Annotated in this window: 24 protein-coding genes; 7 read left to right on the top strand and 17 right to left on the bottom strand. The window is 72.8% G+C overall.

The features are described 5' to 3' along the window. Positions 1-16: 16 nt before the first annotated feature. From OHB04_RS18375 to OHB04_RS18425, 11 genes are all read right to left on the bottom strand, one after another. Positions 17-355, bottom strand: a complete 339-nt coding sequence (locus tag OHB04_RS18375; protein ID WP_326688781.1) for a histone-like nucleoid-structuring protein Lsr2 — start codon at positions 353-355, stop codon at positions 17-19. Between the two features lie 159 nt (positions 356-514). After that, the gene (locus OHB04_RS18380; RefSeq protein WP_326688782.1) at positions 515-1,039 is read right to left on the bottom strand and encodes an amino-acid N-acetyltransferase; all 525 of its coding nucleotides are present in this window, start codon (positions 1,037-1,039) and stop codon (positions 515-517) included. A gap of 9 nt (positions 1,040-1,048) precedes the next feature. Continuing rightward, complete coding sequence (locus OHB04_RS18385) at positions 1,049-1,459, bottom strand: BlaI/MecI/CopY family transcriptional regulator (protein ID WP_326688783.1); 411 nt, start codon at positions 1,457-1,459, stop codon at positions 1,049-1,051. An 81-nt stretch (positions 1,460-1,540) separates the two neighbouring features. Beyond that, a complete protein-coding gene (locus OHB04_RS18390; RefSeq protein WP_326688784.1) occupies positions 1,541-1,711 on the bottom strand; it encodes a hypothetical protein in 171 nt (56 codons plus the stop codon). Positions 1,712-1,756: 45 nt separating this feature from the next. Continuing rightward, positions 1,757-2,485 (bottom strand): hypothetical protein, encoded by a 729-nt coding sequence (locus OHB04_RS18395; RefSeq protein ID WP_326807824.1) that lies wholly within the window; start codon positions 2,483-2,485, stop codon positions 1,757-1,759. Positions 2,486-2,646: 161 nt separating this feature from the next. Continuing rightward, positions 2,647-3,444, bottom strand: coding sequence for a type III pantothenate kinase (locus tag OHB04_RS18400; RefSeq protein WP_326688786.1), 798 nt, complete (start codon positions 3,442-3,444; stop codon positions 2,647-2,649). Continuing rightward, positions 3,444-4,451 carry a carboxylating nicotinate-nucleotide diphosphorylase gene (gene nadC, locus OHB04_RS18405; RefSeq protein WP_326688787.1) on the bottom strand — a complete coding sequence of 336 codons (1,008 nt, stop codon included), beginning with the start codon at positions 4,449-4,451 and terminating at the stop codon, positions 3,444-3,446. Before nadC ends, OHB04_RS18400 begins: the two co-directional genes overlap by 1 nt. After that, positions 4,448-6,220: an L-aspartate oxidase gene (locus OHB04_RS18410; RefSeq protein WP_326807825.1), complete on the bottom strand. Its 1,773-nt coding sequence runs from the start codon at positions 6,218-6,220 to the stop codon at positions 4,448-4,450. The genes nadC and OHB04_RS18410 overlap by 4 nt, the downstream gene beginning before the upstream one ends. Then, positions 6,217-7,092: a pantoate--beta-alanine ligase gene (gene panC, locus OHB04_RS18415; RefSeq protein WP_326688789.1), complete on the bottom strand. Its 876-nt coding sequence runs from the start codon at positions 7,090-7,092 to the stop codon at positions 6,217-6,219. Before panC ends, OHB04_RS18410 begins: the two co-directional genes overlap by 4 nt. After that, entirely contained in the window at positions 7,089-8,219 is a 1,131-nt protein-coding gene (locus tag OHB04_RS18420; RefSeq protein WP_326807826.1) for a Rossmann-like and DUF2520 domain-containing protein, read from the bottom strand. The genes panC and OHB04_RS18420 overlap by 4 nt, the downstream gene beginning before the upstream one ends. 66 nt (positions 8,220-8,285) lie before the next feature. After that, positions 8,286-8,531 carry a hypothetical protein gene (locus OHB04_RS18425; protein WP_326807827.1) on the bottom strand — a complete coding sequence of 82 codons (246 nt, stop codon included), beginning with the start codon at positions 8,529-8,531 and terminating at the stop codon, positions 8,286-8,288. A 131-nt stretch (positions 8,532-8,662) separates the two neighbouring features. On the opposite strand from OHB04_RS18425, the gene OHB04_RS18430 reads away from it, so the two are divergent. After that, positions 8,663-9,784 carry a DUF5937 family protein gene (locus tag OHB04_RS18430; protein ID WP_326807828.1) on the top strand — a complete coding sequence of 374 codons (1,122 nt, stop codon included), beginning with the start codon at positions 8,663-8,665 and terminating at the stop codon, positions 9,782-9,784. 149 nt (positions 9,785-9,933) lie between these two features. On the opposite strand, the gene OHB04_RS18435 is transcribed toward OHB04_RS18430, so the two are convergent. Next, a complete protein-coding gene (locus tag OHB04_RS18435) occupies positions 9,934-10,617 on the bottom strand; it encodes a response regulator transcription factor (protein WP_326688793.1) in 684 nt (227 codons plus the stop codon). A gap of 153 nt (positions 10,618-10,770) precedes the next feature. Further along, positions 10,771-12,003 carry a sensor histidine kinase gene (locus OHB04_RS18440; RefSeq protein WP_326688794.1) on the bottom strand — a complete coding sequence of 411 codons (1,233 nt, stop codon included), beginning with the start codon at positions 12,001-12,003 and terminating at the stop codon, positions 10,771-10,773. A 115-nt stretch (positions 12,004-12,118) separates the two neighbouring features. On the opposite strand from OHB04_RS18440, the gene OHB04_RS18445 reads away from it, so the two are divergent. Together OHB04_RS18445 and OHB04_RS18450 are read left to right on the top strand one after the other, a co-directional pair. Beyond that, positions 12,119-13,144, top strand: coding sequence for an SAM-dependent methyltransferase (locus OHB04_RS18445; RefSeq protein WP_326807829.1), 1,026 nt, complete (start codon positions 12,119-12,121; stop codon positions 13,142-13,144). A gap of 245 nt (positions 13,145-13,389) precedes the next feature. After that, on the top strand, positions 13,390-14,754 hold the full coding sequence (locus OHB04_RS18450; protein WP_326807830.1) for a dihydrolipoyl dehydrogenase family protein: 1,365 nt from the start codon (positions 13,390-13,392) through the stop codon (positions 14,752-14,754). Positions 14,755-14,886: 132 nt separating this feature from the next. Here the strand turns inward: OHB04_RS18450 and OHB04_RS18455 are convergent, their stop codons facing one another. The 4 genes from OHB04_RS18455 to OHB04_RS18465 all read right to left on the bottom strand — a co-directional run bounded on the left by OHB04_RS18455 (position 14,887) and on the right by OHB04_RS18465 (position 17,400). After that, entirely contained in the window at positions 14,887-15,366 is a 480-nt protein-coding gene (locus OHB04_RS18455) for a rhodanese-like domain-containing protein (protein ID WP_405804927.1), read from the bottom strand. Beyond that, the gene (locus OHB04_RS18460) at positions 15,363-15,941 is read right to left on the bottom strand and encodes a cysteine dioxygenase (RefSeq protein WP_326692799.1); all 579 of its coding nucleotides are present in this window, start codon (positions 15,939-15,941) and stop codon (positions 15,363-15,365) included. Before OHB04_RS18460 ends, OHB04_RS18455 begins: the two co-directional genes overlap by 4 nt. A 125-nt stretch (positions 15,942-16,066) precedes the next feature. Further along, positions 16,067-16,153, bottom strand: a complete 87-nt coding sequence (locus tag OHB04_RS41845) for a putative leader peptide (RefSeq protein ID WP_405807455.1) — start codon at positions 16,151-16,153, stop codon at positions 16,067-16,069. 86 nt (positions 16,154-16,239) lie between these two features. Beyond that, positions 16,240-17,400 carry a betaine/proline/choline family ABC transporter ATP-binding protein gene (locus OHB04_RS18465; protein WP_326688797.1) on the bottom strand — a complete coding sequence of 387 codons (1,161 nt, stop codon included), beginning with the start codon at positions 17,398-17,400 and terminating at the stop codon, positions 16,240-16,242. Positions 17,401-17,617: 217 nt separating this feature from the next. Between OHB04_RS18465 and OHB04_RS18470 the strand changes: the two genes are divergently transcribed. The 4 genes from OHB04_RS18470 to OHB04_RS18485 all read left to right on the top strand — a co-directional run bounded on the left by OHB04_RS18470 (position 17,618) and on the right by OHB04_RS18485 (position 21,349). Next, positions 17,618-18,475, top strand: a complete 858-nt coding sequence (locus OHB04_RS18470) for an ABC transporter permease (RefSeq protein WP_326688798.1) — start codon at positions 17,618-17,620, stop codon at positions 18,473-18,475. Between the two features lie 6 nt (positions 18,476-18,481). Next, positions 18,482-19,276: an ABC transporter permease gene (locus OHB04_RS18475; protein ID WP_326688799.1), complete on the top strand. Its 795-nt coding sequence runs from the start codon at positions 18,482-18,484 to the stop codon at positions 19,274-19,276. Positions 19,277-19,375: 99 nt separating this feature from the next. Further along, positions 19,376-20,347: an ABC transporter substrate-binding protein gene (locus OHB04_RS18480; protein ID WP_326688800.1), complete on the top strand. Its 972-nt coding sequence runs from the start codon at positions 19,376-19,378 to the stop codon at positions 20,345-20,347. A 135-nt stretch (positions 20,348-20,482) separates the two neighbouring features. Further along, positions 20,483-21,349 (top strand): hypothetical protein, encoded by an 867-nt coding sequence (locus OHB04_RS18485; RefSeq protein WP_326688801.1) that lies wholly within the window; start codon positions 20,483-20,485, stop codon positions 21,347-21,349. Positions 21,350-21,353: the final 4 nt, after the last annotated feature.

Below are 21,353 nucleotides of genomic sequence, written 5' to 3' on the forward strand. Positions count from 1 at the left end.
TCGGGCCCGGAACTGCTCAGCCGTTGGCCTTCTCGTAGGCCTCGCGAATGCTGGCGGGGACCCGGCCCCGGTCATTGACCTCGTAACCCTGCTCCTTGGCCCACGCGCGGATCTTCGCGGTGTCCTGGCTGCTGCTGCCGCCGGAAGCGGCGCGACCGCCCTTTCCACGGGCGGACCTGCCACCGGTACGGCGGCCACTCTTGAGATAGGGCTCCAGCGCACTCCGGAGCTTGTCGGCATTAGAGGTGGTGAGGTCGATCTCGTAGGTCTTCCCGTCGAGCGCGAACGTCACGGTCTCGTCCGCCTCGCCACCGTCGAGGTCATCGACAAGAAGAACCTGAACCTTCTGTGCCACCGCTACTCCCATTCGTCATCGATAACGGATTACTGATACTGCCGACGAAAGCAAACCGCTTTTCCGGGAGAAACACAAACCCTCGGCTGAGTTTGCCCTGCGGCCCGCTGGGATTGGCGGGACCTTTCGGACATAGTGGTGGCAGTTCTGCGGAGGGCTTCAGAGATGCAGCAGCATGCGGCTGTTGCCCAAGGTGTTCGGCTTCACTCGTTCGAGACCCAGGAACTCGGCTACTCCTTCGTCATAGGAACGCAGCAGCTCGCTGTAGACATCGCCGTCGACGGGAGTCTCGCCGATCTCCGTGAAGCCGTGCTTGGTGAAGAAGTCCACTTCGAAGGTGAGGCAGAAAATGCGTCGCACACCGATCCAGCGCGCGGTCCGCAGGAGCTTCTCCAGGAGCAGATGTCCGAGTCCGGTTCCGCGCTGGACGGGATCGACCGCCAGTGTTCTGACCTCGGCGAGGTCTTCCCACATGATGTGCAGTGCTCCGCAGCCGACGACTTCCGCGTCCGCGTCCCGTTCCGCCACCCAGAACTCCTGGATGTCCTCGTAAAGCGTCACTGTGGCTTTGTCGAGGAGGATCCGCTCGCGGGAGTACGCGTCGATGAGCCGGCGCACCGCTGGGACATCGGCCGTGCGTGCCCTGCGGATGGTGACTTCGGATAGCGGTGCGCGTTCTGGCATGAACGGACGCTATCGCTCCTGACCCCCGCCCCCCTCGGCGGGGGCATCGAGATGGACGCCGTTCAGTTGTACGACACGCAAGGCATCACGCAGCACCTCGACCTGTTCCGGCGACATCATGCCGAAGAAGTCCACAAGAGCGGCGGCAGGGTTGTCGCTGGCCGACCACGCCTCGTTCATCAGAGCTGCGGAGTACGCGGCACGGGTGGAGACCGCCGCATATCTATAGGCGCGGCCTTCTTGATCCCTCCGGAGCCAGCCCTTCTGGCGCAGGTTGTCCATTACGGTCATCACCGTCGTGTAGGCGACGGTGCGTTCCTTCTGTAGATCTTCGAGGACTTCCCGCACGGTGACCGGGCGGTTCCAGCGCCATACCCGGGTCATCACGGCATCTTCCAGCTCTCCCAATGGCCTCGGCACGGAAGAATAATAGTGGAAAATGTCCGAATCGAGGGAATTAGGGAGAACAGGGGCCACGTCAGCCCCCGCGCTTCCAGCGGGTCAGCTCCCGCGCTTTTGACTGGTGCCTTCGGCCTTGGCCAGCGCGGCGTCGACGATGCCGTCTTCCTTGGCCTTGTTGGCGCCGCCCTGGCTCTTGACGATCGTCACGATGAGCGCGGTGAACGCCACCGCCATCACGAGCGGTGGGGTGAGCGCGGCGACGTAGTCCATGGCCGTCCTCCTCGGTGAGCAGGCGTCCAGAGTAACCCTGCCCCCTCAGACGGGAACGGGGTCCCTCCGCTTCGCCGACTCCTCGGTGCCGGGCCGCTCCGTCTCCGGGTCCGGCCCCGCGGGCGGGGAGTCCGGCGCCTCCGGCCCCTGCGGGGGCTGAGGAGAGGGGCGCCGGGGCGGGAAGACCTCGGCCGGGGTGGGGACGGGCCGCGAGGGCGCGGGGCCCGGCCGTGCGGGCGCCGGCCTGCCGGGGCCCGGCTTGTTCCCGGGCTCCGCCTCGCGGTCCGGTTCGTCCGCCTCCTCGGCCGCGACGGGGGCCGGAGGGCTCTCGTCCCAGGGGCGGCGGCCACGGGGGACGATCCGCGGTCCGGGGCGTACGGCCCGCTCCGCGAGGCTCTCGCAGCGGTGCAGCAGCGCCCGTCTGCGGGCGCTCTCGCGCTCACCGGCGGCCTCCGCGCACAGCGAGCGCAGCGCGGCCAGGTCGTCGGGTCGTGGGAGGTGTCCGGCGGTGAGGGCGCCTTCCAGCTGGTCGAGATAGCCGGTGGCGGCGCCGGGGAGGGCCTCGCGGTACCGCGCGAGGTCCGCCAGCAGGAAGGCGCGCAGTCTGTCGCCCTCGCGCGCCGCCTCCTCCACGGACCGCGCGAGGCGCAGATACTCCCTGGACCGTTCGGGAGCGGGGTCGGACTGGAGGGCGATGGCGAGGGCGCCGCCGAGCACACGCAGCTCGTCCGCGCTGAACGCCACGCCGCCTCGTGAACCGCAGGGCGTGGGCATGAGGCGAAGATAAGGGGAGTTACGACTAAATGTGCTTATCTACCGGGTACCGGGCGTGGCGCCCAGCTGGTACCCGCCGGTATCCGCCAATACCCGACCGCCCCTTCGGCCCGGGCCACTCCCCGTCCGGCCCCGAACCGCCCCTCCGGGCAGCAGCCCCCTCAGCTCCGGTCGACGTTGCGCTCGTACACCAGGCGCAGGCCGATCAGAGTCAGCCAGGGCTCGTGCTCGTCGATGACGGCGGACTCCCCCAGCACCATGGGTGCCAGGCCGCCGGTGGCGATGACGGTGACGTCGTCGGGGTCGGCCGCCAGTTCGGCCGCCATCCGGTTCACGACCCCGTCGACCTGGCCGGCGAAGCCGTAGACGATGCCCGCCTGCATGGCCTCGACCGTGTTCTTGCCGATGACGCTGCGCGGGCGGGCGATCTCGATCTTGCGCAGCTGCGCGCCGCGTACGCCCAGCGCGTCCACGGAGATCTCGATGCCGGGCGCGATGACGCCGCCGACGTACTCGCCGCGCGCCGAGACCGCGTCGAAGGTGGTGGCGGTGCCGAAGTCGACGACCACACAAGGGCCGCCGTACAGCTCGACGGCGGCCAGCGCGTTGATGATCCGGTCGGCGCCGACCTCTTTCGGGTTGTCCATCAGGATCGGCACACCGGTCTTGACGCCCGGCTCGACCAGCACGGCGGGGATGTCGCCGTAGTAGCGGCGGGTCACCTCACGCAGCTCGTGCAGGACGGAGGGGACGGTGGAGCAGATGGCGATGCCCTCGATGTTGTCGCCCAGCTCCTCGCCCAGGAGGGGGTGCATGCCCATCAACCCCTGGAGCAGCACGGCCAGTTCATCGGCCGTGCGGCGGGCCTCCGTGGAGATGCGCCAGTGCTCGACGATCTCCTGGCCGTCGAACAGGCCCAGCACGGTGTGGGTGTTGCCCACATCGATGGTGAGCAGCATCAGACGGACTCCTCTCGCAGATCCAGGCCGATGTCCAGGATCGGGGAGGAGTGGGTCAGCCCGCCGACGGACAGGAAGTCGACGCCGGTTGCGGCGTATTCGGCCGCGTTCGCCAGGGTGAGGCGCCCCGAGGACTCCAGCCGCGCGCGGCCCGCGACGAGCGTGACCGCCTCTGCGGTGAGCCCCGGGGTGAAGTTGTCGAGCAGGATCAGATCCGCGCCCTGGTCGAGGACCGGCGGGATCTGGTCGAGCCGGTCGACCTCCACCTCGATGGGCAGGTCCGGGAATTCGGCCCGGACGAGGGCGAACGCCTCGGCCACGCCGCCTGCGGCCACCACGTGGTTGTCCTTGATGAGCGCGGCGTCCGACAGCGACATCCGGTGGTTGACCCCGCCGCCGCAGCGCACCGCGAACTTCTCCAGCGCGCGCAGTCCCGGAGTGGTCTTGCGGGTGTCGCGCACCTCGGCCTTCGTGCCCTCCAGCGCGTCCGCCCAGGCGCGCGTCGCGGTCGCGATGCCCGACAGGCGGCACAGCAGGTTGAGCGCGCTGCGCTCGGCCGTGAGCAGGTCGCGGGTGCGGGTGCGGACGGTCAGCAGCTTCTGGCCCGGCTCCACGCGGTCGCCGTCCAGGACGTGCCGTTCGACCTCGAACTCGTCGGTGCACACGACGGACAGCACCGCCTCGGCGACCCGCAGCCCGGCCACCGTGCCCGCCTCCCGGGCGGTGAAGTCGCCCGTGGCGACGGCCTCTTCGGGGACGGTGGCGACGCTGGTGACGTCCACCCCCCGGTCCAGGTCCTCCTCGACGGCCAGGTGTGCGATGTCCTCGACGTGTACGGGGTCGAGCCCGGCGTCGGCCAGGAGCGCCGCCAGGTCGGGGTCGAGGCCGCACTCCAGCGGGTCGAGGCCGGGCTCCTCCGACGAGCAGCCGCAGCCGTCGCCGCAGCCACCGCCCGAGGCGCCCTGGGGGGCCTGGCCGATCTGGAGGAGAGGGAGGTCGTCGGTCACTGTTGCTGCTCCTTGGGCGGGACGGCCTGGGGGCTCTCCGGGCCGGAGGCCGTGGAGGGGAAGGCGGTCGTCTGGGTCGTACGGACGGTGAGGGGTGCGTCGGGCGCGCGGCCGACGATCAGGTGACGGCGCCAGGTGGTGTCGTCGCGGTCGGGGTGGTCCTCGCGCCAGTGGCAGCCGCGCGTCTCCTGGCGTAGTGCCGCGGCTTCGACCAGGACCTGGGCGACCAGATGGAGGTTGGTGGTCTCCCAGGTCTCGACGCCCGGCTCGGCGGGTTTGCCGGCCGGCGCCGCGGCGAGAGCGGCCAGTTGTGCGGCGGCGGTGGCGAGGGAGCGCTGTGAACGGAGCACTCCGGCTCCGTTCGTCATGATGCGCTGGATCTCGGTGCGGGCCCCGGCGGGGAGGAGAGCGCCCGGCCGTCCGCCGGCTGCCGGAAGAACCGGCTCCAGGTTCGGTTCCGCGTTCCGCGGGAGGGGCTGGAGCTGCTCGGCGATCCGTTCCGCGAAGACCAGGCCCTCCAGGAGGCTGTTGGAGGCGAGACGGTTGGCGCCGTGGACTCCCGTGCAGGCGACCTCGCCACAGGCGTAGAGGCCGGGCACGGTGGTGCGGCCGTGCAGGTCGGTGCGGACCCCGCCGCTGGCGTAGTGCGCGGCGGGGGCGACCGGAATCGGCTCGGTGACCGGATCGATGCCGTGCGCGCGGCACGCGGCGAGGATCGTGGGGAAACGGGTCTCCCACATGGCGGCGCCGAAGTGGCGGCCGTCCAGGAACATGTGGTCGGTGCCCTGCTCGGCGGCCCGGCTCATGATCCCCTTGGCGACGATGTCGCGGGGCGCCAGCTCGGCGAGGGGGTGGCGGCCCGCCATGAAGCGCACGCCCGCCGCGTCGACCAGGTGTGCGCCCTCGCCGCGCACCGCCTCGGAGATCAGCGGCTGCTGGCCCTCGGCGTCCGGGCCCAGGTAGAGCACCGTGGGGTGGAACTGGACGAACTCCAGGTCGGAGACCTCGGCCCCGGCGCGCAGCGCGAGGGCGACGCCGTCGCCGGTGGAGACGGCGGGGTTCGTCGTCGCGGCGAACACCTGTCCCATGCCGCCGGTGGCCAGCACCACGGCCGGGGCGTGGACGGCGCCGACGCCGTCGTGCTGGCCCTCGCCCATGACGTGCAGGGTCACTCCGGCCGTGCGGCCCTCGCCGTCCTTGAGGAGGTCGAGGACGAGGGCGTTCTCGACGGTGCGGATGCCCCGCTCGCGTACGGCGGCCACCAGCGCGCGGGAGATCTCGGCACCGGTCGCGTCGCCGCCCGCGTGGGCGATACGGCTGCGGTGGTGGCCGCCCTCGCGGGTGAGCGCGATGTCCCCGGTGGTGGCGGAGGTGTCGAAGGTGGCGCCCGCGCGGATGAGGCGCCGTACGGCGTCGGGGCCCTCGGTGACCAGGGTGTGGACGGCGGCCTCGTCGCACAGCCCGGCGCCCGCCTCCAGGGTGTCGTCGCGGTGCTGTGCGGGGCTGTCGCCCTCGCCGAGGGCCGCGGCTATGCCGCCTTGCGCCCAGCGCGTGGAGCCGTCGTCCAGGCGCGCCTTGGTCACCACGACGGTGCGGGCTCCGGAGGCGGCACAGCGCAGCGCGGCGGTGAGACCGGCCACGCCGGAGCCCACGACGACGACGTCGGCCTCGACGGTCCAGCCGGGCGCGGGCGCCGCCAGGGGTCCCACGGAGCCGCCTGGTCCGGCACCGGATCCGACGCTGGAGCCCGTCGCGGGGCCGGGGCTCATCGCGGGGATCCCGTGGCCGGGAAGCGGAGGGGGACGTTGTCGATCAGCCGAGTGGTGCCCGCACGGGCCGCGACGGCCAGGACCGCCTCGCCCTCCCAGGTCTCACCCTCGATCGCGGTGAAGCTCGCGGGGTCCACGAGTGCCGCGTAGTCCACGTCCAGCCCGCCGGCCTCCTCCAGCACCGCGCGGGCCGCGTGCAGCGTGGCGGCCGGGCCGCGGTCGGCCGCGCGTTCGCCCGCGGCCAGCGCACGGGAGAGCGCCAGCCCGTCTTCGCGCTCGCGCGGGGAGAGGTAGCGGTTACGGCTCGAGAGGGCGAGGCCGTCGTCCTCGCGGACGGTGGGGACGGCGACGATCTCGGTGGGGAAGTTCAGATCGCGCACCATCCGGCGTACGAGCGCAAGCTGCTGAGCGTCCTTCTGACCGAAGAACGCCACGTCGGGCGCCGTGAGATGGAGCATCTTGGCCACGACGGTCAGCACCCCGTCGAAGTGCCCCGGCCGCACGGCGCCCTCCAGCACCGTGCCCATCGGCCCCGCCGCGACCCGCACCTGGGGCTCGCCGCCCGGGTAGACCTCGTCGCCGGACGGCGCGAAGATCACATCGGCGCCCTCCTTGCCCGCGACGAGGAGGTCGGCCTCCAGGGTGCGCGGATAGCGGTCCAGGTCCTCTCCGGCGCCGAACTGGAGAGGGTTGACGAAGACGGTGACGACGACCTGCCCGCCGGGCCCCACCCGCTCCCGTGCCGCGCGGACGAGGGCGGCGTGGCCCTCGTGCAGGGCGCCCATCGTCATGACGACGGCGCGCTCACCGGTGTGCGGGAGGGCGCGCAGCCCCGCCGCGGTGGCGACGACCTGTGGTGTCGCGGGTGTCATGAGTCCGTCTCCTCGCCGCCGGTCCCCTCGCCGTCGCTGTCGCCCTTGCCGTCGCCCCTGCCGTCGCCTTCGCTGTGCGGGCGCGGGCCGTCGTCCTGGGGAGGCGGGCTTCCCTTGGGCGGCCGGCCCTCCTTGGGGGTGCCGGCCGCGAGTACGTCGAGCAGGTCCTCGGCCAGTTCGGGTTTGAGGAGACCGTGTGCCAGCGCCCGGTCGGCGGTCGCGCGGGCCATCGCGAGGTATCCGGCGACGGTCTGCGGGGCGTGCTTGCGCAGCTCGGTCACGTGTGCGGCCACCGTGCCCGCGTCGCCCCTGGCGACCGGCCCTGTCAGCGCCGAGTCGCCCGAGCGCAGCGCGTTGTCCAGGGCGGCGCCCAGGAGCGGGCCGAGCATCCGGTCGGGCGCCTGCACGCCGGAGGCGCGCAACAGGTCCATGGACTGGGTCACCAGCGTGACCAGGTGGTTGGCGCCGATGGCGAGAGCCGCGTGATAGAGCGGACGGGACTCCTCCGCGACCCACTCGGGCTCCCCGCCCATCTCGATGACCAGCGCCTCGGCCGCGAGCCGCAGCTCCTCCGGCGCGGTGACCCCGAACGAGCAGCCCGCCAGGCGCTGGACGTCGACGGGGGTCCCGGTGAAGGTCATCGCCGGGTGCAGCGCGAGCGGCAGCGCTCCGGCGCGCAGCGCGGGCTGGAGGACGCCGGCGCCGAAGCGGCCCGAGGTGTGCACCAGCAGCTGTCCCGGCCGGACGGCCCCGGTCTGCGCCAGCCCGGACACCAGGCCGGGCAGCGCGTCGTCGGGCACGGTCAGCAACACCAGCTCGGAGCGGGCCAGCACCTCGGCCGGGTCCACGAGGGGGACGTCCGGGAGGAGCTCGGCGGCTCTGCGCCGCGAGGCGTCCGAGACGCCGGAGGCCGCGACGGGGCGGTGTCCGGCCAGTCGCAGGGCCGCGGCCAGCGCGGGTCCGACCCTGCCGGTGCCGACGACGCCGACCGAGAGCCGCGCGGGGCGGTCCTCGGCCCGCGCGGCGCCCGAGGGGTCGGGCGCCGGGCCGGATCCGGTCGCGGACGGGCCGGGCCCGTGCGGAAACGGGCCCGGCCCGTCCGCCGGAGAGGGGTGGTGTGCGTTCACGGAGTGGCCTTCCGTATGCGTTCCGGTCCGCTCATTGGTGCCGGTACCGGACGTGACCACGCCATGCTAAGCCCTGCGCGCCGAGCCCCTCGGCGGACGGTGCGCCACGGGCCCGTTCACCGGGGCGGCGGAGGACGGCTCTCCCCCGCGGCCCGCCGAGCGCTCTTTGCCCAGCTCCTTTCTCGCTTCTTTGCGGGCCACCCACCAGGCCCGCAGGATCCTGGCCTCGTGCGTGCCGGGGGCCGGGGGCTCCGGCACGCCGTGACCACGAAGCCGCCAGACGTCCATCGCGTACTGCTCGGAGATGCTCATGCCCTCGACGCTGCGTCCGCTCCGGGCCGGACGCACGCGGATTGACCAGGGACGTCAATCGGCGGGGCCCCGATTGACGGACCCCGTCAATCGGGGCGGTAAGCGCTTGGCCAGGACGGCAGGATGGGGGCATGAGCGTCACCATCCACATCGCCGGGCTGCCTCATGAGCGGATCACCTTCGCGCCGTCTCCCCTGGCGGAGCTCGGCACCGCCCTGCACGCGCTGTCCGAGCCCGCCCACCACCCGGGGGTGCACGGCTGGGCGACGGCCACGAACGCCGGACTCAAGCAGGACCTCGCCGACCGGCTGTGCGAGGCGGAGTTCCTGTGGCGCACCACCTTCTCCGACGTCATGCTGGGCTTCGCCGGACTGCGGGACGCCTCCGCGCAGCCGGGCGAGACGCTCGCGGAGGACCTGGACCTCCTCGACCGGCTCGACGACGAGGAGTTCGTCTCCGCCTCGCTGGAGTTCACCTGCTCCACGCACTACGGCTCGGCCGAGCTGCGCTCCCCGCTGTCCGACCCCGCGCTGCACGAGCGTGCCGTCGAGCTGGCCGCGGCACGCGGCCCGCAGCAGCGGCAGTTCACCGAGTGGCTGCTGGCTGACCCGCCCGCCGTGCGCGCCTGGGTACGGCGCCTGTTCGAGGACTGTGACCAGGCGTTCTTCGCCGACACCTGGAACCGGGTGCGCTTCCAGCTGGCCGCCGACGCCCGGGAGAAGACCGAACTGCTGCGCCGCAGGGGCCTGGCGGCCACCGTGGAGGCGGTCTCGCCCGCGCTGTCCGTGGACGAGGCGTGCACCCGTATCGACGCGGACAAGCTCGCCAGCGCACGGGCCACGGCGGTCGACCCGGCGGTCGGTCCCGGGGTCACCTTCATCCCTTCCGTGTACCAGTGGCCGCACCTGATGGTGCTGCACCGGCACGGCTGGCGGCCCGTCGTCCACTACCCGATCGCGGCGCCCGAGCTGCCGGGACCGCTCTCGGTCGAGCAGTTCGAGCTGCGGATGGAGGCGCTGGCCCACCCGACGCGGATGCGGCTGTGCCGCAACCTCGCCCGCGCTCCGTACACCACCGGCGAGCTGGCCGACCACTACGGGCTCAGCGCGCCGGAGGTCTCCCGGCACCTGGCGGTGCTGAAGAAGGCCGGGCTGATCACCCCACGGCGGCGAGGCCGCTATGTGCAATACCAGCTCGACGTGAAGGTCGTCGCCCGGCTGGGCAGCGACTTCCTGGAGACGGTCCTGCGATGACGCGGCGTCGCTGCGCTGTGCTTTGGGGGTACGGGGTGCGCCGTCGACGGTTCGGTCCCGTCGCCGGGTGCGGGTTGTCCGTGGCCGGTCGCGCGCGCCCGGCGGAGCCGCACATGTCACAGCCCCGCGCCCCTTCGGGGCGCGCCCTCTCAGGCGCCGCCGCCCGCGCGCACCAGGCCCGTCTCGTAGGCGAGGACGACTGCCTGGACGCGGTCGCGCAGGCCTAGCTTGGCGAGTATGCGGCCCACGTGCGTCTTGACCGTCGCCTCGGACAGGACGAGATGGGCGGCGATCTCCCCGTTCGACAACCCCTGCGCGATCAGCGTGAGGACCTCCCGCTCCCTGTCGGTCAGCCGCTCCAGCTCCTTGGCGACCGGCTCGGAGGCGGTGGCGGGCAGCACGGAGGAGAAGCGGTCGATCAGCCTCCGGGTGGTGCTGGGCGCGACCACGGCGTCCCCGCTGTGCACGGCGCGGATGGCCTCCAGCAGATCGGCCGGGGGCACGTCCTTGAGCATGAAGCCGCTGGCCCCGGCCTTGAGCGCGGAGAAGGCGTACTCGTCCAGGTCGAAGGTGGTGAGGATGAGCACCTTGGGGGAGCCGGGGCCGCCCTGGCCGTCCTCGCAGATACGGCGGGTGGCCTCGACCCCGTCGACGTTCGGCATCCGCACGTCCATCAGCACCACGTCGACCGGCGTCTCACGCAGGATGGCGAGGGCCTCCGCGCCGTCGCTCGCCTCGGCCGCGACCTCCATGTCCTGCTGCGCGGTCAGCACCATCCGGAAGCCGGTGCGCAACAGTGCCTGGTCGTCGACGAGCATCACGCGGATCGTCATGCGGGGTCCCTTCTGGGGTACGGCGGGGGCGGGTCTGGGTACGGCGGGGCGGGCTGCGAAGTGCGGTCGGGGGCTGCGGGGATTATCGGCTGCCGGGGGAACTGCGGGGAGTCCGGGAGGGGCTGGCGACTGCTACGGGCCGGGCTGTGAGCGTCAGTCGGCGCCCTTGAGAGGAAGGGCGGCGTTGATGCGGAAACCACCGCCGGGGCGCGGGCCGGCCTCCAGCGCTCCCCCGACCATCCCGACGCGCTCGCGCATCCCGATCAGCCCGTGGCCGAGCCCGTCGGTGCCGCCGTCCTGGTACAGCTCCCGCTGCGCGCCCCGGCCGTCGTCCTCGGCGAGCACGGACAGCTCGTCGTCGCCGTAGCGCAGCAGTACCGAGGCCCCCACGTCGGGGCCGCCGTGCTTGCGGGTGTTGGTGAGCGCCTCCTGGACGATGCGGTACGCCGTCAGCTCGACGCTGCTGGGCAGCGAGCGCGGAGTGCCCTCGATCCGGAAATTCACGGTGAGGCCCGCACCGCGCACCTGCTCGACCAGGTCGGCGACCTGCTCGACGCCCGGCTGCGGGACGTACTCCCCGCCGTCCCGCTTGCCCCCGTCGCCGGTGCGCAGCACGCCCAGCAGGCGGCGCATCTCGGCGAGGGCCTGGCGGCCGGTGCCCGAGATCGTCTCCAGGGCCATGCGGGCCTGGTCGGGTGCGGTGTCGAGCACATAGGCGGCGCCGTCGGCCTGGACGACCATCACGGACACGTTGTGCGCCACCACGTCGTGCAGCTCCCTGGCGATGCGGGCGCGCTCGGCGGCGACGGCGACCTTGGCCTGTGCCTCGCGCTCCTTCTCCAGGCGGGTGGCGCGCTCTTCGAGCTGGGAGTAGTAGGCGCGGCGGGTGCGCAGCGAGTCTCCCAGCACCCAGGCCAGCACGAAGGCCAGCGTCATGAAGAGGGTGCCGAAGACCTGGCCGGTCACTTCCACGTGCTCGTTGGGCCAGCGCGCCGTGTCGATGGCGGGGGCCAGCAGGGAGCCGGCCAGCGCGAAGCGCGAGGCCCAGCGGGTGTGGCGGGAGGCGACGGTGAAGATGATGACCAGGAAGGCCAGGTTCCCCGGGAACGGCTCGACGTCGGTGATCACCTGGGCGAGTCCGGCGCCGGTGGCCAGCAGCAGCATCTTCTCCGGAGCCCGCCGCCGCAGCGCCACCACGACGCACATCGTCAACGCGATGGGGATGGAGGCGATCTGCTCCTTGGGGCCGTAGGGCAGCCCCGAGGTCTCGTCGGGCGCGCTGATGCTGGCGATGATCCACACCGACGACAGCAACAGCAGGAACACAGCCCAGAGGCTGTCCACCCACGTAGGGTGCCTGCGGATGAAGTCGTAGAGCCGGTTCACGTAACCCAGCGTATGCAGGCCGAGTACGTGCAGAGGTCAACCGGACGGCCGATCCGTAAGCCCCGCGCATACTCCGCAAGGTGGAGGAGCGGGGTCCGCACGTACGGTGAAGCCCATGATCCCCGAGCTGCCGGGATGGCGTACGGCCACCGAAAGCGCCCTCTACGGGCCCCGTGGCTTCTACACGCACCAGGCCCCCGCCGCGCATTTCCGCACCTCCGTGCATGCCTCGCCGCTGTTCGCGCAGGCCGTCGCCGCCCTCCTGCTGAGGGTGGACAAGACCCTGGGGAAGCCCGCACGGCTGGACCTGACCGACGTGGGCGCCGGCCGGGGCGAGCTGCTGACCGGAGTACTGGCCGCGCTGCGGGCCCCCCACGGACCGGCGGGCGGCGAGGCGGGCGCCGACGCGGCGGCGCGGCTGCGTCCGGTGGCCGTCGAACGCGGTCCCCGGCCCCCGCGGCTGGACGCCGGGATCGAGTGGCGGCCCGAGCCGCCGCGGCCCGGCACGCTGACCGGGCTGCTGTTCGCCAACGAGTGGCTGGACAACGTGCCCGTGGACGTCGCCGAGAACGACGCCGAGGGCCTCGCGCGGCTCGTACTGGTCGACGGGGCGGGGCGGGAGCGGCTGGGGCCCGAGGTGACGGGCGCGGACGCGGAGTGGCTGGCGCGCTGGTGGCCGCCCGCCGGCGCGGGTCCGGGTGCCCGCGCGGAGATCGGGCACCCGCGCGACGCGGCCTGGGCCGCCGCCGTCGGAGCGCTCGATGCCGGAGCGGCCGTCGCCGTCGACTACGGGCACACCCTCGATACCCGGCCACCCTTCGGGACGCTCACCGGATTCCGCGACGGCCAGGAGACCGCGCCCGTGCCGGACGGCTCGTGCGACCTCACCTCGCATGTGGCCCTGGACGCGGTCGCCGCCGCCTGTCCGGGCGAGCCCACGCTGCTGACGCAGCGCGCCGCGCTGCGGAGCCTGGGCCTGGACGGACGCCGCCCCGCGCTGTCCCTGGCGAGCGAGGACCCGGCGGCGTACGTACGGGCGCTCAGCGCGGCGGGCGAAGCCGCCGAACTGCTGGACCCCGCCGGACTGGGCGGCTTCAGCTGGCTGGTGTGCGAGCGGGGGTGCGCGACGGGGCTGGGGTGAGGGTGCCTGGGGGCAGGCTTCTACGCCCTCCATCCGGTCGCCCGGCTGAACGCGCTGGGCTTCACCCTTCATCCGGTCGGCCGGCTGAACACACCGGGATTCGCCTTCATCCGGTCGGCCCGTTTCCCGGCCCTCCGCGCGGATGCCCGTGGGGCGTCGCGCTCTTATGCTCGCGGGAGGGCGTGGAGCGCCGTGCGGCCGGTCGCGGCCCGGCCGTCCGCCGACCTGATGAGGAGGCCGGGCATATGGCACGCGAGTGCGATGTCGTCGTCGTGGGGATGGGCCCCGGGGGCGAGGAGGTGGCCGGGAGGCTGGCCGAGGCGGGGCTGGACGTGGTCGGCGTCGAGGCGGAGCTGCTCGGCGGCGAGTGCCCGTACTGGGCGTGCGTGCCCAGCAAGATGATCGTGCGGGCCGGAAACCTGCTGGCCGAGGGGCGGCGGATCCCCGGCATGGCGGGCAAGTCCACCGTGGAGCCCGACTGGTCCCCCGTCGCCGCCCGGATCCGGGACGAGGCGACGACGGACTGGGACGACGCGGGCGCCGTCGAACGGTTCACCGGCAAGGGCGGCCATTTCGTGCGCGGGCGCGGGACGTTCACCGGCCCCGGGCAGGTCGAGGCGGGCGGCGAGACCTTCACCGCGCGGCGGGGCGTGGTCGTCTCCACCGGCAGCAGCCCGTCGGCACCGCCGGTCGACGGGCTGGACCAGGTGCCGTACTGGACCAACCGCGAGGCCGTCTCCGCCAAGGAGACCCCCGCCTCGCTGCTGGTGCTCGGCGGCGGCGCGGTAGGCGTCGAACTCGCCCAGGCGTACGCCCGGTTCGGCACGCGCGTGACGATCGTCGAGGCATCCGAGCGCGTGCTGTCGATCGAGGAGCCGGAGAGCGGGGAGATGCTCACGCGGCTCCTCATCGAAGAGGGTCTGGAGGTGCGGACGAAGTCCCGCGCCGCCTCCGCACACCATGAGAACGGCGAGTTCACCCTCACGCTGGAGGACGGCGAGCGGCTGCGCGCCGAGAAGCTGCTCGTGGCGACCGGTCGCAGGCCCCGGCTGGCCTCCCTCGGGCTGGAGACCCTGGGCCTGGACCCGACGGCCCGTGCCCTGGAGGTGGACGCGCACATGCGCGCGGCGCCGGGGGTGTGGGCGGTGGGGGACGTGACGGCCAAGGGCGCCTTCACCCACGTCGCGATGTACCAGGCGGACGTCGCCGTGCGCTCCATCCTGGGCGAGGACGGGCCGGGCGCCGACTACCGCGCCGTTCCCCATGTGACCTTCACCGAGCCGGAGATCGGCTCGGTGGGCCTGACCGAGCGGGCGGCGCGCGAGCAGGGCCTGACCGTGCGCACCGGGCTGTCCCGTACGCCTTCCAGCACCCGAGGCTGGATCCACAAGGCGGGGAACGACGGGCTGATCAAGCTGGTCGAGGACGCGGAACGGGGCGTCCTGGTCGGCGCGACGGCGGCGGGGCCCATGGGCGGCGAGGTGCTGTACGGGCTCGCCGTGGCGGTGCGCGCCGCCGTTCCCGTGGCGACCCTGCGCGACATGATCTACGCCTACCCGACCTTCCACCGCGCCGTGCTCGACGCCCTCGCCGACCTCGGACAGCGCTGAGCGCTGAGCGCTCCGCCGGCTGGACGGTCCGGACGCGGTACGCCGTCTGCGGGAGCTCCCCCTAGCTCTTCGAGCAGGGAGGTACCCCCAGGCTTGTCGCGCGGTTCCCCGCGCCCCTTCGGGGCGCTCCCGCTACGCCCCGCCGGGACCGGGACTGTCCGCCGGGGTCTCCGGGAGCGCCGGGAGCCGCACAGGCAGCCCCGCCGCGCGCCACGCCTGGAAGCCGCCGTCGAGGTCCGTGGCCCGGTGCAGGCCCAGGGAGCGCAGCGAGCGGGCCGCCAGGCTGGAGGCGTAGCCCTCGTTGCACACCACGACGACCGGCAGCCCGAGGCCCGTCGCCTCGGGCGCCCGGTGCGGGCACGAGGGGTCGAGCCGCCACTCCAGCTCGTTGCGCTCGACGATCAGCGCGCCGGGAATGGTGCCGTCCCTCTCGCGCAGCGCGGCGTAGCGGATGTCGACCAGCAGGGCGCCGGAGCGCTGGGCCTCGGCTGTCTGCTCGGGGTCCAGCCGCTCCAGCCCCGCGCGGGCCTCTTCCAGCAGCGCGTCGACCCGGCTGGTCCCAGCGCTCTGATGCTGGCCCCTGCCCCGCTCCTGGCCCCGGTCCTCCGTCACTCCCACTCCCCGGGACGCTCGACCTCTTCGAGCCGCAGCAGCGCGCCCGTCCGGCTGTAGCGGCGCATCAGCGGCAGCGGCGGGTAGTAGGCGTGCACCGAAACGGCGTGCTCATCCGGTGCGACGTTGAGGACCTCGTGCACATGGTGCGGCCCGAAGGCCCGGCCCCGTCCCTTGCCCAGGCGCCGCTCGCGGTCGACACCGTCGGCCAGCTCCAGCGTCTTCCACCCCTCGGTGGGCAGCCGCGCTGCCAGCGAGTGCTCGGTCAGCTCGCCGCCCGCCGTGGTGAAGGCGCCCCGGGAGCCGCCATGGTCGTGCCAGCCGGTGCCGGTGCCCGGCGGCCAGCCGATGAGCCACGCCTCGCTGCCGCCCGGCCCGTTGAGCCGCATCCAGGTGCGGCCCTCCGGATCGAGAGGCAGGGACGCGACGAGGGCCTCGTCGGCGGCGATACGGCGTACGAAATCGAACAGCTCGGCCTCTGAGGGACCCTGCCCCTGCGAGGGGGCTTCGGAGGGGTCGGAAGCGAGCGCGGGAGCAGACGCCGCGGAGGGACTCGCTGAAGGTGCGGGTGACACTGAAGACACTGCCTGCCGTCCTGAGAACGTGATCGTGGACGCGCGCCGGTGTGTGGAAGGCCGGGGGCCCGGCCGGCTGCGCGCGAACCCCGCGCCGAGCGCGTGGGTTCAGGGGAAAGAAGCGATCAACGGGACGGCAGACACACACAGCCCGCATAGCGGAGCAGGTCCAGGTGGACCCTCCGCCAGAAGTGGCCGTGTGTACTGGTCATCCGTGGAGTGCAGCACAGATCGCCGAACAGTGTCAACGCCTCCCTGCCCCTCCGCGGCCGGTCCTCAGCCGGTTTCGATCAGCTCCTCAGCTGCTCTCGATCGTCTCCAGCTCCACGTCCCCGCGTGCCACTTCCCGCTCGTCCGCGTCCACCGAGCGCCGCAGTGCCTCGTGCAGCCGGGCCGGAGTGAGGACGCCGACGAATCTGTCGCCCTCGTCCAGGACGGCGATCCACCCGGCGTCGTGCTGGAGCATCGTGCTGAACGCCTGCTTGAGCGAGGACCCCAGCGGAAGCCAGGCCTCCATGCGCCGCGCGTGGTCGCCGACGGTGCCGGAGCCGTCTGTGATCGCGCCGGCCGAGACCCAGCCGTGCAGCTCGTCCGCGTCATCCAGCACCACGGCCCAGCGGGCGTCGCTCGTCGCCATGCGCTCGGCGGCCTTGTCCAGCCGGTCGCTCAGGTGCACGGTCGGCGGCTCCACCAGGTCGCCCGGCTCGATCGGGGTGACGGACAGCCGCTTGAGGCCCCGGTCGGAGCCGACGAAGTCCGCCACGTACGAGGAGGCGGGCGCGCCCAGCACCTTCGCGGGCGGGCCGTACTGCTCGATGCGGCCCTCGCCGTAGACCGCGATGCGGTCGCCGAGGCGTACCGCTTCCTCTATGTCGTGCGTGACGAAGAGCACGGTCTTGTGCAGCCTCGACTGGAGGCGCAGGAACTCGTTTTGAAGGTGCTCGCGCACCACCGGGTCGACCGCGCCGAAGGGCTCGTCCATCAGCAGCACCGGAGGGTCGGCCGCCAGGGCGCGCGCGACGCCGACGCGCTGCCGCTGGCCGCCGCTGAGCTGGTCGGGGTAGCGGTCGCCGAACACGGAGGGGTCCAGCCCGACCAGGTCGAGCAGCTCGCGGGCCCGCTCCCGGCGCCGCGCCTTCGGCCAGCCCAGCAGGTGCGGGACGGTCGCGGTGTTGTCGAGGACGGAGCGGTGCGGGAACAGGCCGGTCTGCTGGATGACGTAGCCCATCCGGCGGCGCAGCTCGACCGGCTCCGTGCCGGCGATGTCCTTGCCCTCGACGAGAATCCGGCCCTCGGTCGGCTCGGTGAGCCGGTTGACCATCTTCATGGTCGTCGTCTTGCCGCAGCCCGACGGGCCGACGAGCGTGACCAGCTCCCCCTCGGCCACCTCGAAGGAGAGTCCCTCGACCGCGATGGTCCCGTCGGGGTAGCGCTTGGTCACGTTCTCGAAGCGAATCATGTCCCCATCCTCATACTCCGGGCCGCTCTCGCCGTACCGAATGCAGAACTCTCGTCGTACGGAATACAGAAACAACAGAAACACAGCACACCGACAATCCTTTGCGCCGAGGATGAACAGTGTGTTGCCAAGGCACGGCATTGCGGACCGATTGTCAGTGCGCCGGGATAGGGTCGCCCGGACCTGATCGAGGACCCGCGCTAGGGAGGTGACCGGCGTGAGCAGCACTGCGGCGGGCGGCCCGGGAGGCTGCCTCGCGGCGAACGACTGGCTGTGCGGTGAGTATCTCCGAACCCGTCAGAGCGAGTTGGTCGACGCCACCGTCGAGCACATCTGGATCACGGCGTCCTCGGTGGTGATCGCACTGCTGATCGCGCTGCCGCTGGCCGTCGCGGCGCGGCGCTGGCGCGCGGCCAGGGGCCCCGCGCTGGGGGTGACGACGGTGCTCTACACCATTCCGTCGCTGGCGATGTTCGCGCTGCTGCTGCCGTTCTTCGGCCTGTCCGCCGCCGTGGTGGTGACGGGCCTGGTGCTGTATTCGCTGACGGTGCTGGTGCGCAACATCCTGGCGGGCCTGGACTCGGTGCCGAGCGAGGCCACGGAGGCGGCCCGCGGGATGGGGTACGGGCCCAGCAGGCTCCTGTTCGAGGTGGAGCTGCCGCTGGCCCTGCCCGCACTGCTGGCGGGCGTACGCATCGCGACGGTGACGGCCGTCTCGCTGACCACGGTCGGCGCCATCGTGGGCTACGGCGGCCTGGGGAACCTCATCTACGACGGGATGGAGAGCTTCTTCAAGGCGCAGGTGCTGACCGCTTCCGCCATCTGTGTGGTGCTGGCGATCATCGCCGACCTGCTGCTCCTGTGGCTCCAGCGGGCCCTCACCCCCTGGACCCGCGCCGTCAAGCGCGAGCGGCCCGGGCGCCGCGGTCCGGCCGGGCGCGGGACGAAGGGCCCGAGCGACGGTCCGGGCGACAGCGGGAGCGGGGCCGGGAGCGGTACGGACGACGGCGCGGCGGGCGACGGCGGCGCCGGCCGGGGCGGGCCCCTCGGGCTCGCCGGAAAGACGACGGGGTGAGCGGCGATGAACATCGTGGGCGAGGTCTGGACGTGGCTGACGACGGGTTCGCACTGGAGCGGTGACGGCGGCGTGCTCCAGCGCCTGGGCGAGCACGTCTATCTGACCGCCGTCTGCCTGCTGATCTCCTGCGCCCTGGCGCTGCCGGTGGCGCTGTGGCTGGGGCATGTGGGCCGGGGCGGAGCGCTGGCCGTCAACATCTCCAACGCGGGCCGCGCGGTGCCCACTTTCGCGGTGCTGGTGTTGCTGACCATGAGCCCGCTGGGCAAGCAGGGCGACTGGGCGACGATCGTGGCGCTGGTGCTGTTCGCGCTGCCGCCGCTGCTGACGAACGCGTACACCGGGATCCGCGGGGCCGATCCACAGGTTGTCGAGGCAGCCAGAGGCATGGGCATGACAGGCTGGCAGCTGATGCGCCAGGTCGAAGTGCCCCTCGCCCTCCCGCTCATCATGACGGGGATCCAGACCGCCGCCGTGCAGCTCGTCGCCACGGCGACGCTCGCCGCGCTGCCCGGAGGCGGCGGCCTCGGCCGTCTGATCACGGCCGGGTTCGGCAACTACGACACCCCCCAAGTGGTGGCCGGCGCCCTGCTCGTCGCCGTGCTGGCCCTGCTGGTGGAGCGGGCGCTGACGCTGGCCGAACGGCTCCTGGACCCGATGCGCAAGCGCCGCGGCTCCCGCCCGGCCCTCGCCACGGCCACCCCCGGCGGCGACGGTGACGACGGCACGGACGGCGGAAGCACCGGGTCCGGCGAGCAGCCACCGCCCGAGAAGACGACACCCGCGGCCTCCACGGCCTGACACATCCCGCCGGAACGCCCCACCCGCATGACCACTTGGACGGCACCGGGGCGCCCCACCCGAGACGCCCCACGACGAAACGGACGAATGATGGCCCCGATGCACAAGTCCCCGCGCCCGGTCCGCCCCGGCGCCCCCGTGCGCACGCTCGCCCTGACCGGCGCCGTCGCCGCGCTGGCGGTCTCGCTCACCGCCTGTGCTGGTGACGGGCTGGAGAAGGAGGGCGGCGGAGGCGGCGGCAAGGGCAGCCTCGTGGTGGGCTCGGCCGGCTTCACCGAGTCCCAGATCGTCTCCGAGCTGTACGCCGGGGTGCTCTCCAAGGCGGGCTACAGCACCTCCGTGAAGAAGGTCAAGAACCGCGAGCTGTACGCGCCCGAGCTGGAGAAGGGCCGCATCGACGTCGTGCCCGAGTACGCCGCGACGATGGCCGAGTTCCTCAACGCCAAGGAGAACGGCCCCAAGGCGAAGCCGGTCGCCTCCAGCGACTCGGACAAGACCGTCGAGGCACTGCGCAAGCTGGCCGAGCCGCGCGGCCTGAAGATCCTGGAGGCGGGCGACGCCGTCGACCAGAACGCCTTCGCCGTCTCCAAGGACTACGCCAAGAAGCACAAGCTCAAGACGCTCTCCGACCTGGGTGAATCCAAGCAGAGCGTCACGGTCGCCGCGGGCGACGAGTGCGAGACCAGGCCGTTTTGCCAGCCCGGCCTGGAGAAGAAGTACGGCATCGACGTCAAGGGCATCGACCCCAAGGGCGTGGGCACCACCCAGTCCAAGCAGGCCGTCAAGGACGGCAAGGACCAACTGGTGCTGACGACCACCACGGACGCCACCCTCGGCCAGTTCGGCCTGGTGCTGCTGAAGGACGACAAGAAGCTCCAGAACGCCGACAACGTCCTCCCGGTCGTCAACGCCAAGGACGCCGGCGGCAAGAAGGTCGCGGGGGCGCTCGACAAGCTGACCCGCACCCTGACGACCAAGGACCTCACCGACCTCAACCGCAAGGTGGACCGGGACCGCCAGAAGCCCAAGGACGTGGCGCAGGAGTACCTCAAGAGCAAGGGCCTGGTATGACGGTGACGGAGCCACAGGACCGGCGGAGCGCGGCGCAACGGTCGGCGGCGTGAAGGTCCGCACGGAAATGTGAGGGCCTGACGAAGTGGTTCTTCCGGTGTCGTCCGCCCAGGGGCACACGGTAAATTCCCAGCCATGCCCCGTGGACGTCATCGCCATTCCCCGCCGCTGCACCGGCTCCTCGCACCCGCGACCGTCGCAGCGGTCTCGTTGGCCTGCGCCGGTGGCGCCTGGCTGATCGGCGAGCGCGGCATAAGCGACATCGAGACCGTGGCGCTCCGCGCGCTCGCCGCCGGCGCGGCGCTGGCCGCCGTCACCGGCGCCGTCCTGCTGCGCCGGTGGGATTACGAGGCCGGCCGCCGCGTCGGCGACCTCAAGGCGCAGCAGGCCAGCACCGCCTGGCGGACCGAGGAGAAGCAGGCCGAGCTGGAGGGCGAGGCCGAGGAGCAGCGCGAGATCCGCGCCAAGCTGGACACCAAGCTCCGCGCCAAGCGCGCCGAGCTGGCCCGGCTGCGCACCGAGCACGCCGCCCTGCTGCGCCGCTACGCCCACGCGGAGACGGAGCGGGCCAGCGCGCTGGAGGGCCGCAGGCAGCTGGAGATCGAGGCGGCCCAGCCCACCAAGGCGCTGACCGCCGCCGCGACCGACCACCGCCACAGCTCGGGCGCCCCCACCCCGCTGACCTACCTCCAGGCCGACGAGGCGCTCAACGGCCTCGTCCGCAACGCCGCCCGGCAGCGCGAGGCCGACGAGCGGCGCGAGCGCGAGGAGCGGATCGAGCGGGAGAAGCGGGAGGCCGAGCACAGGGCCCGCACCAGCGCGGCGGCTGCCGTACCGCCCCAGCCCGAGGCCAAGCCCAAGCCCGCACCCGAGAAGGACGGCGGGGACGGCGGGGACGAGAAGGACCGGGCCGGGCAGTCCGCCGATCCGGACGGCAGCTCTCCGGACACCGGCGGCTTCGACTTCTTCGGCAGCAAGAGCGGCGCGGCCTCCTCGTCCTGAACGC

Origin of the sequence: Streptomyces sp. NBC_01775 (assembly GCF_035917675.1) — a bacterium.
Taxonomy (GTDB): domain Bacteria; phylum Actinomycetota; class Actinomycetes; order Streptomycetales; family Streptomycetaceae; genus Streptomyces.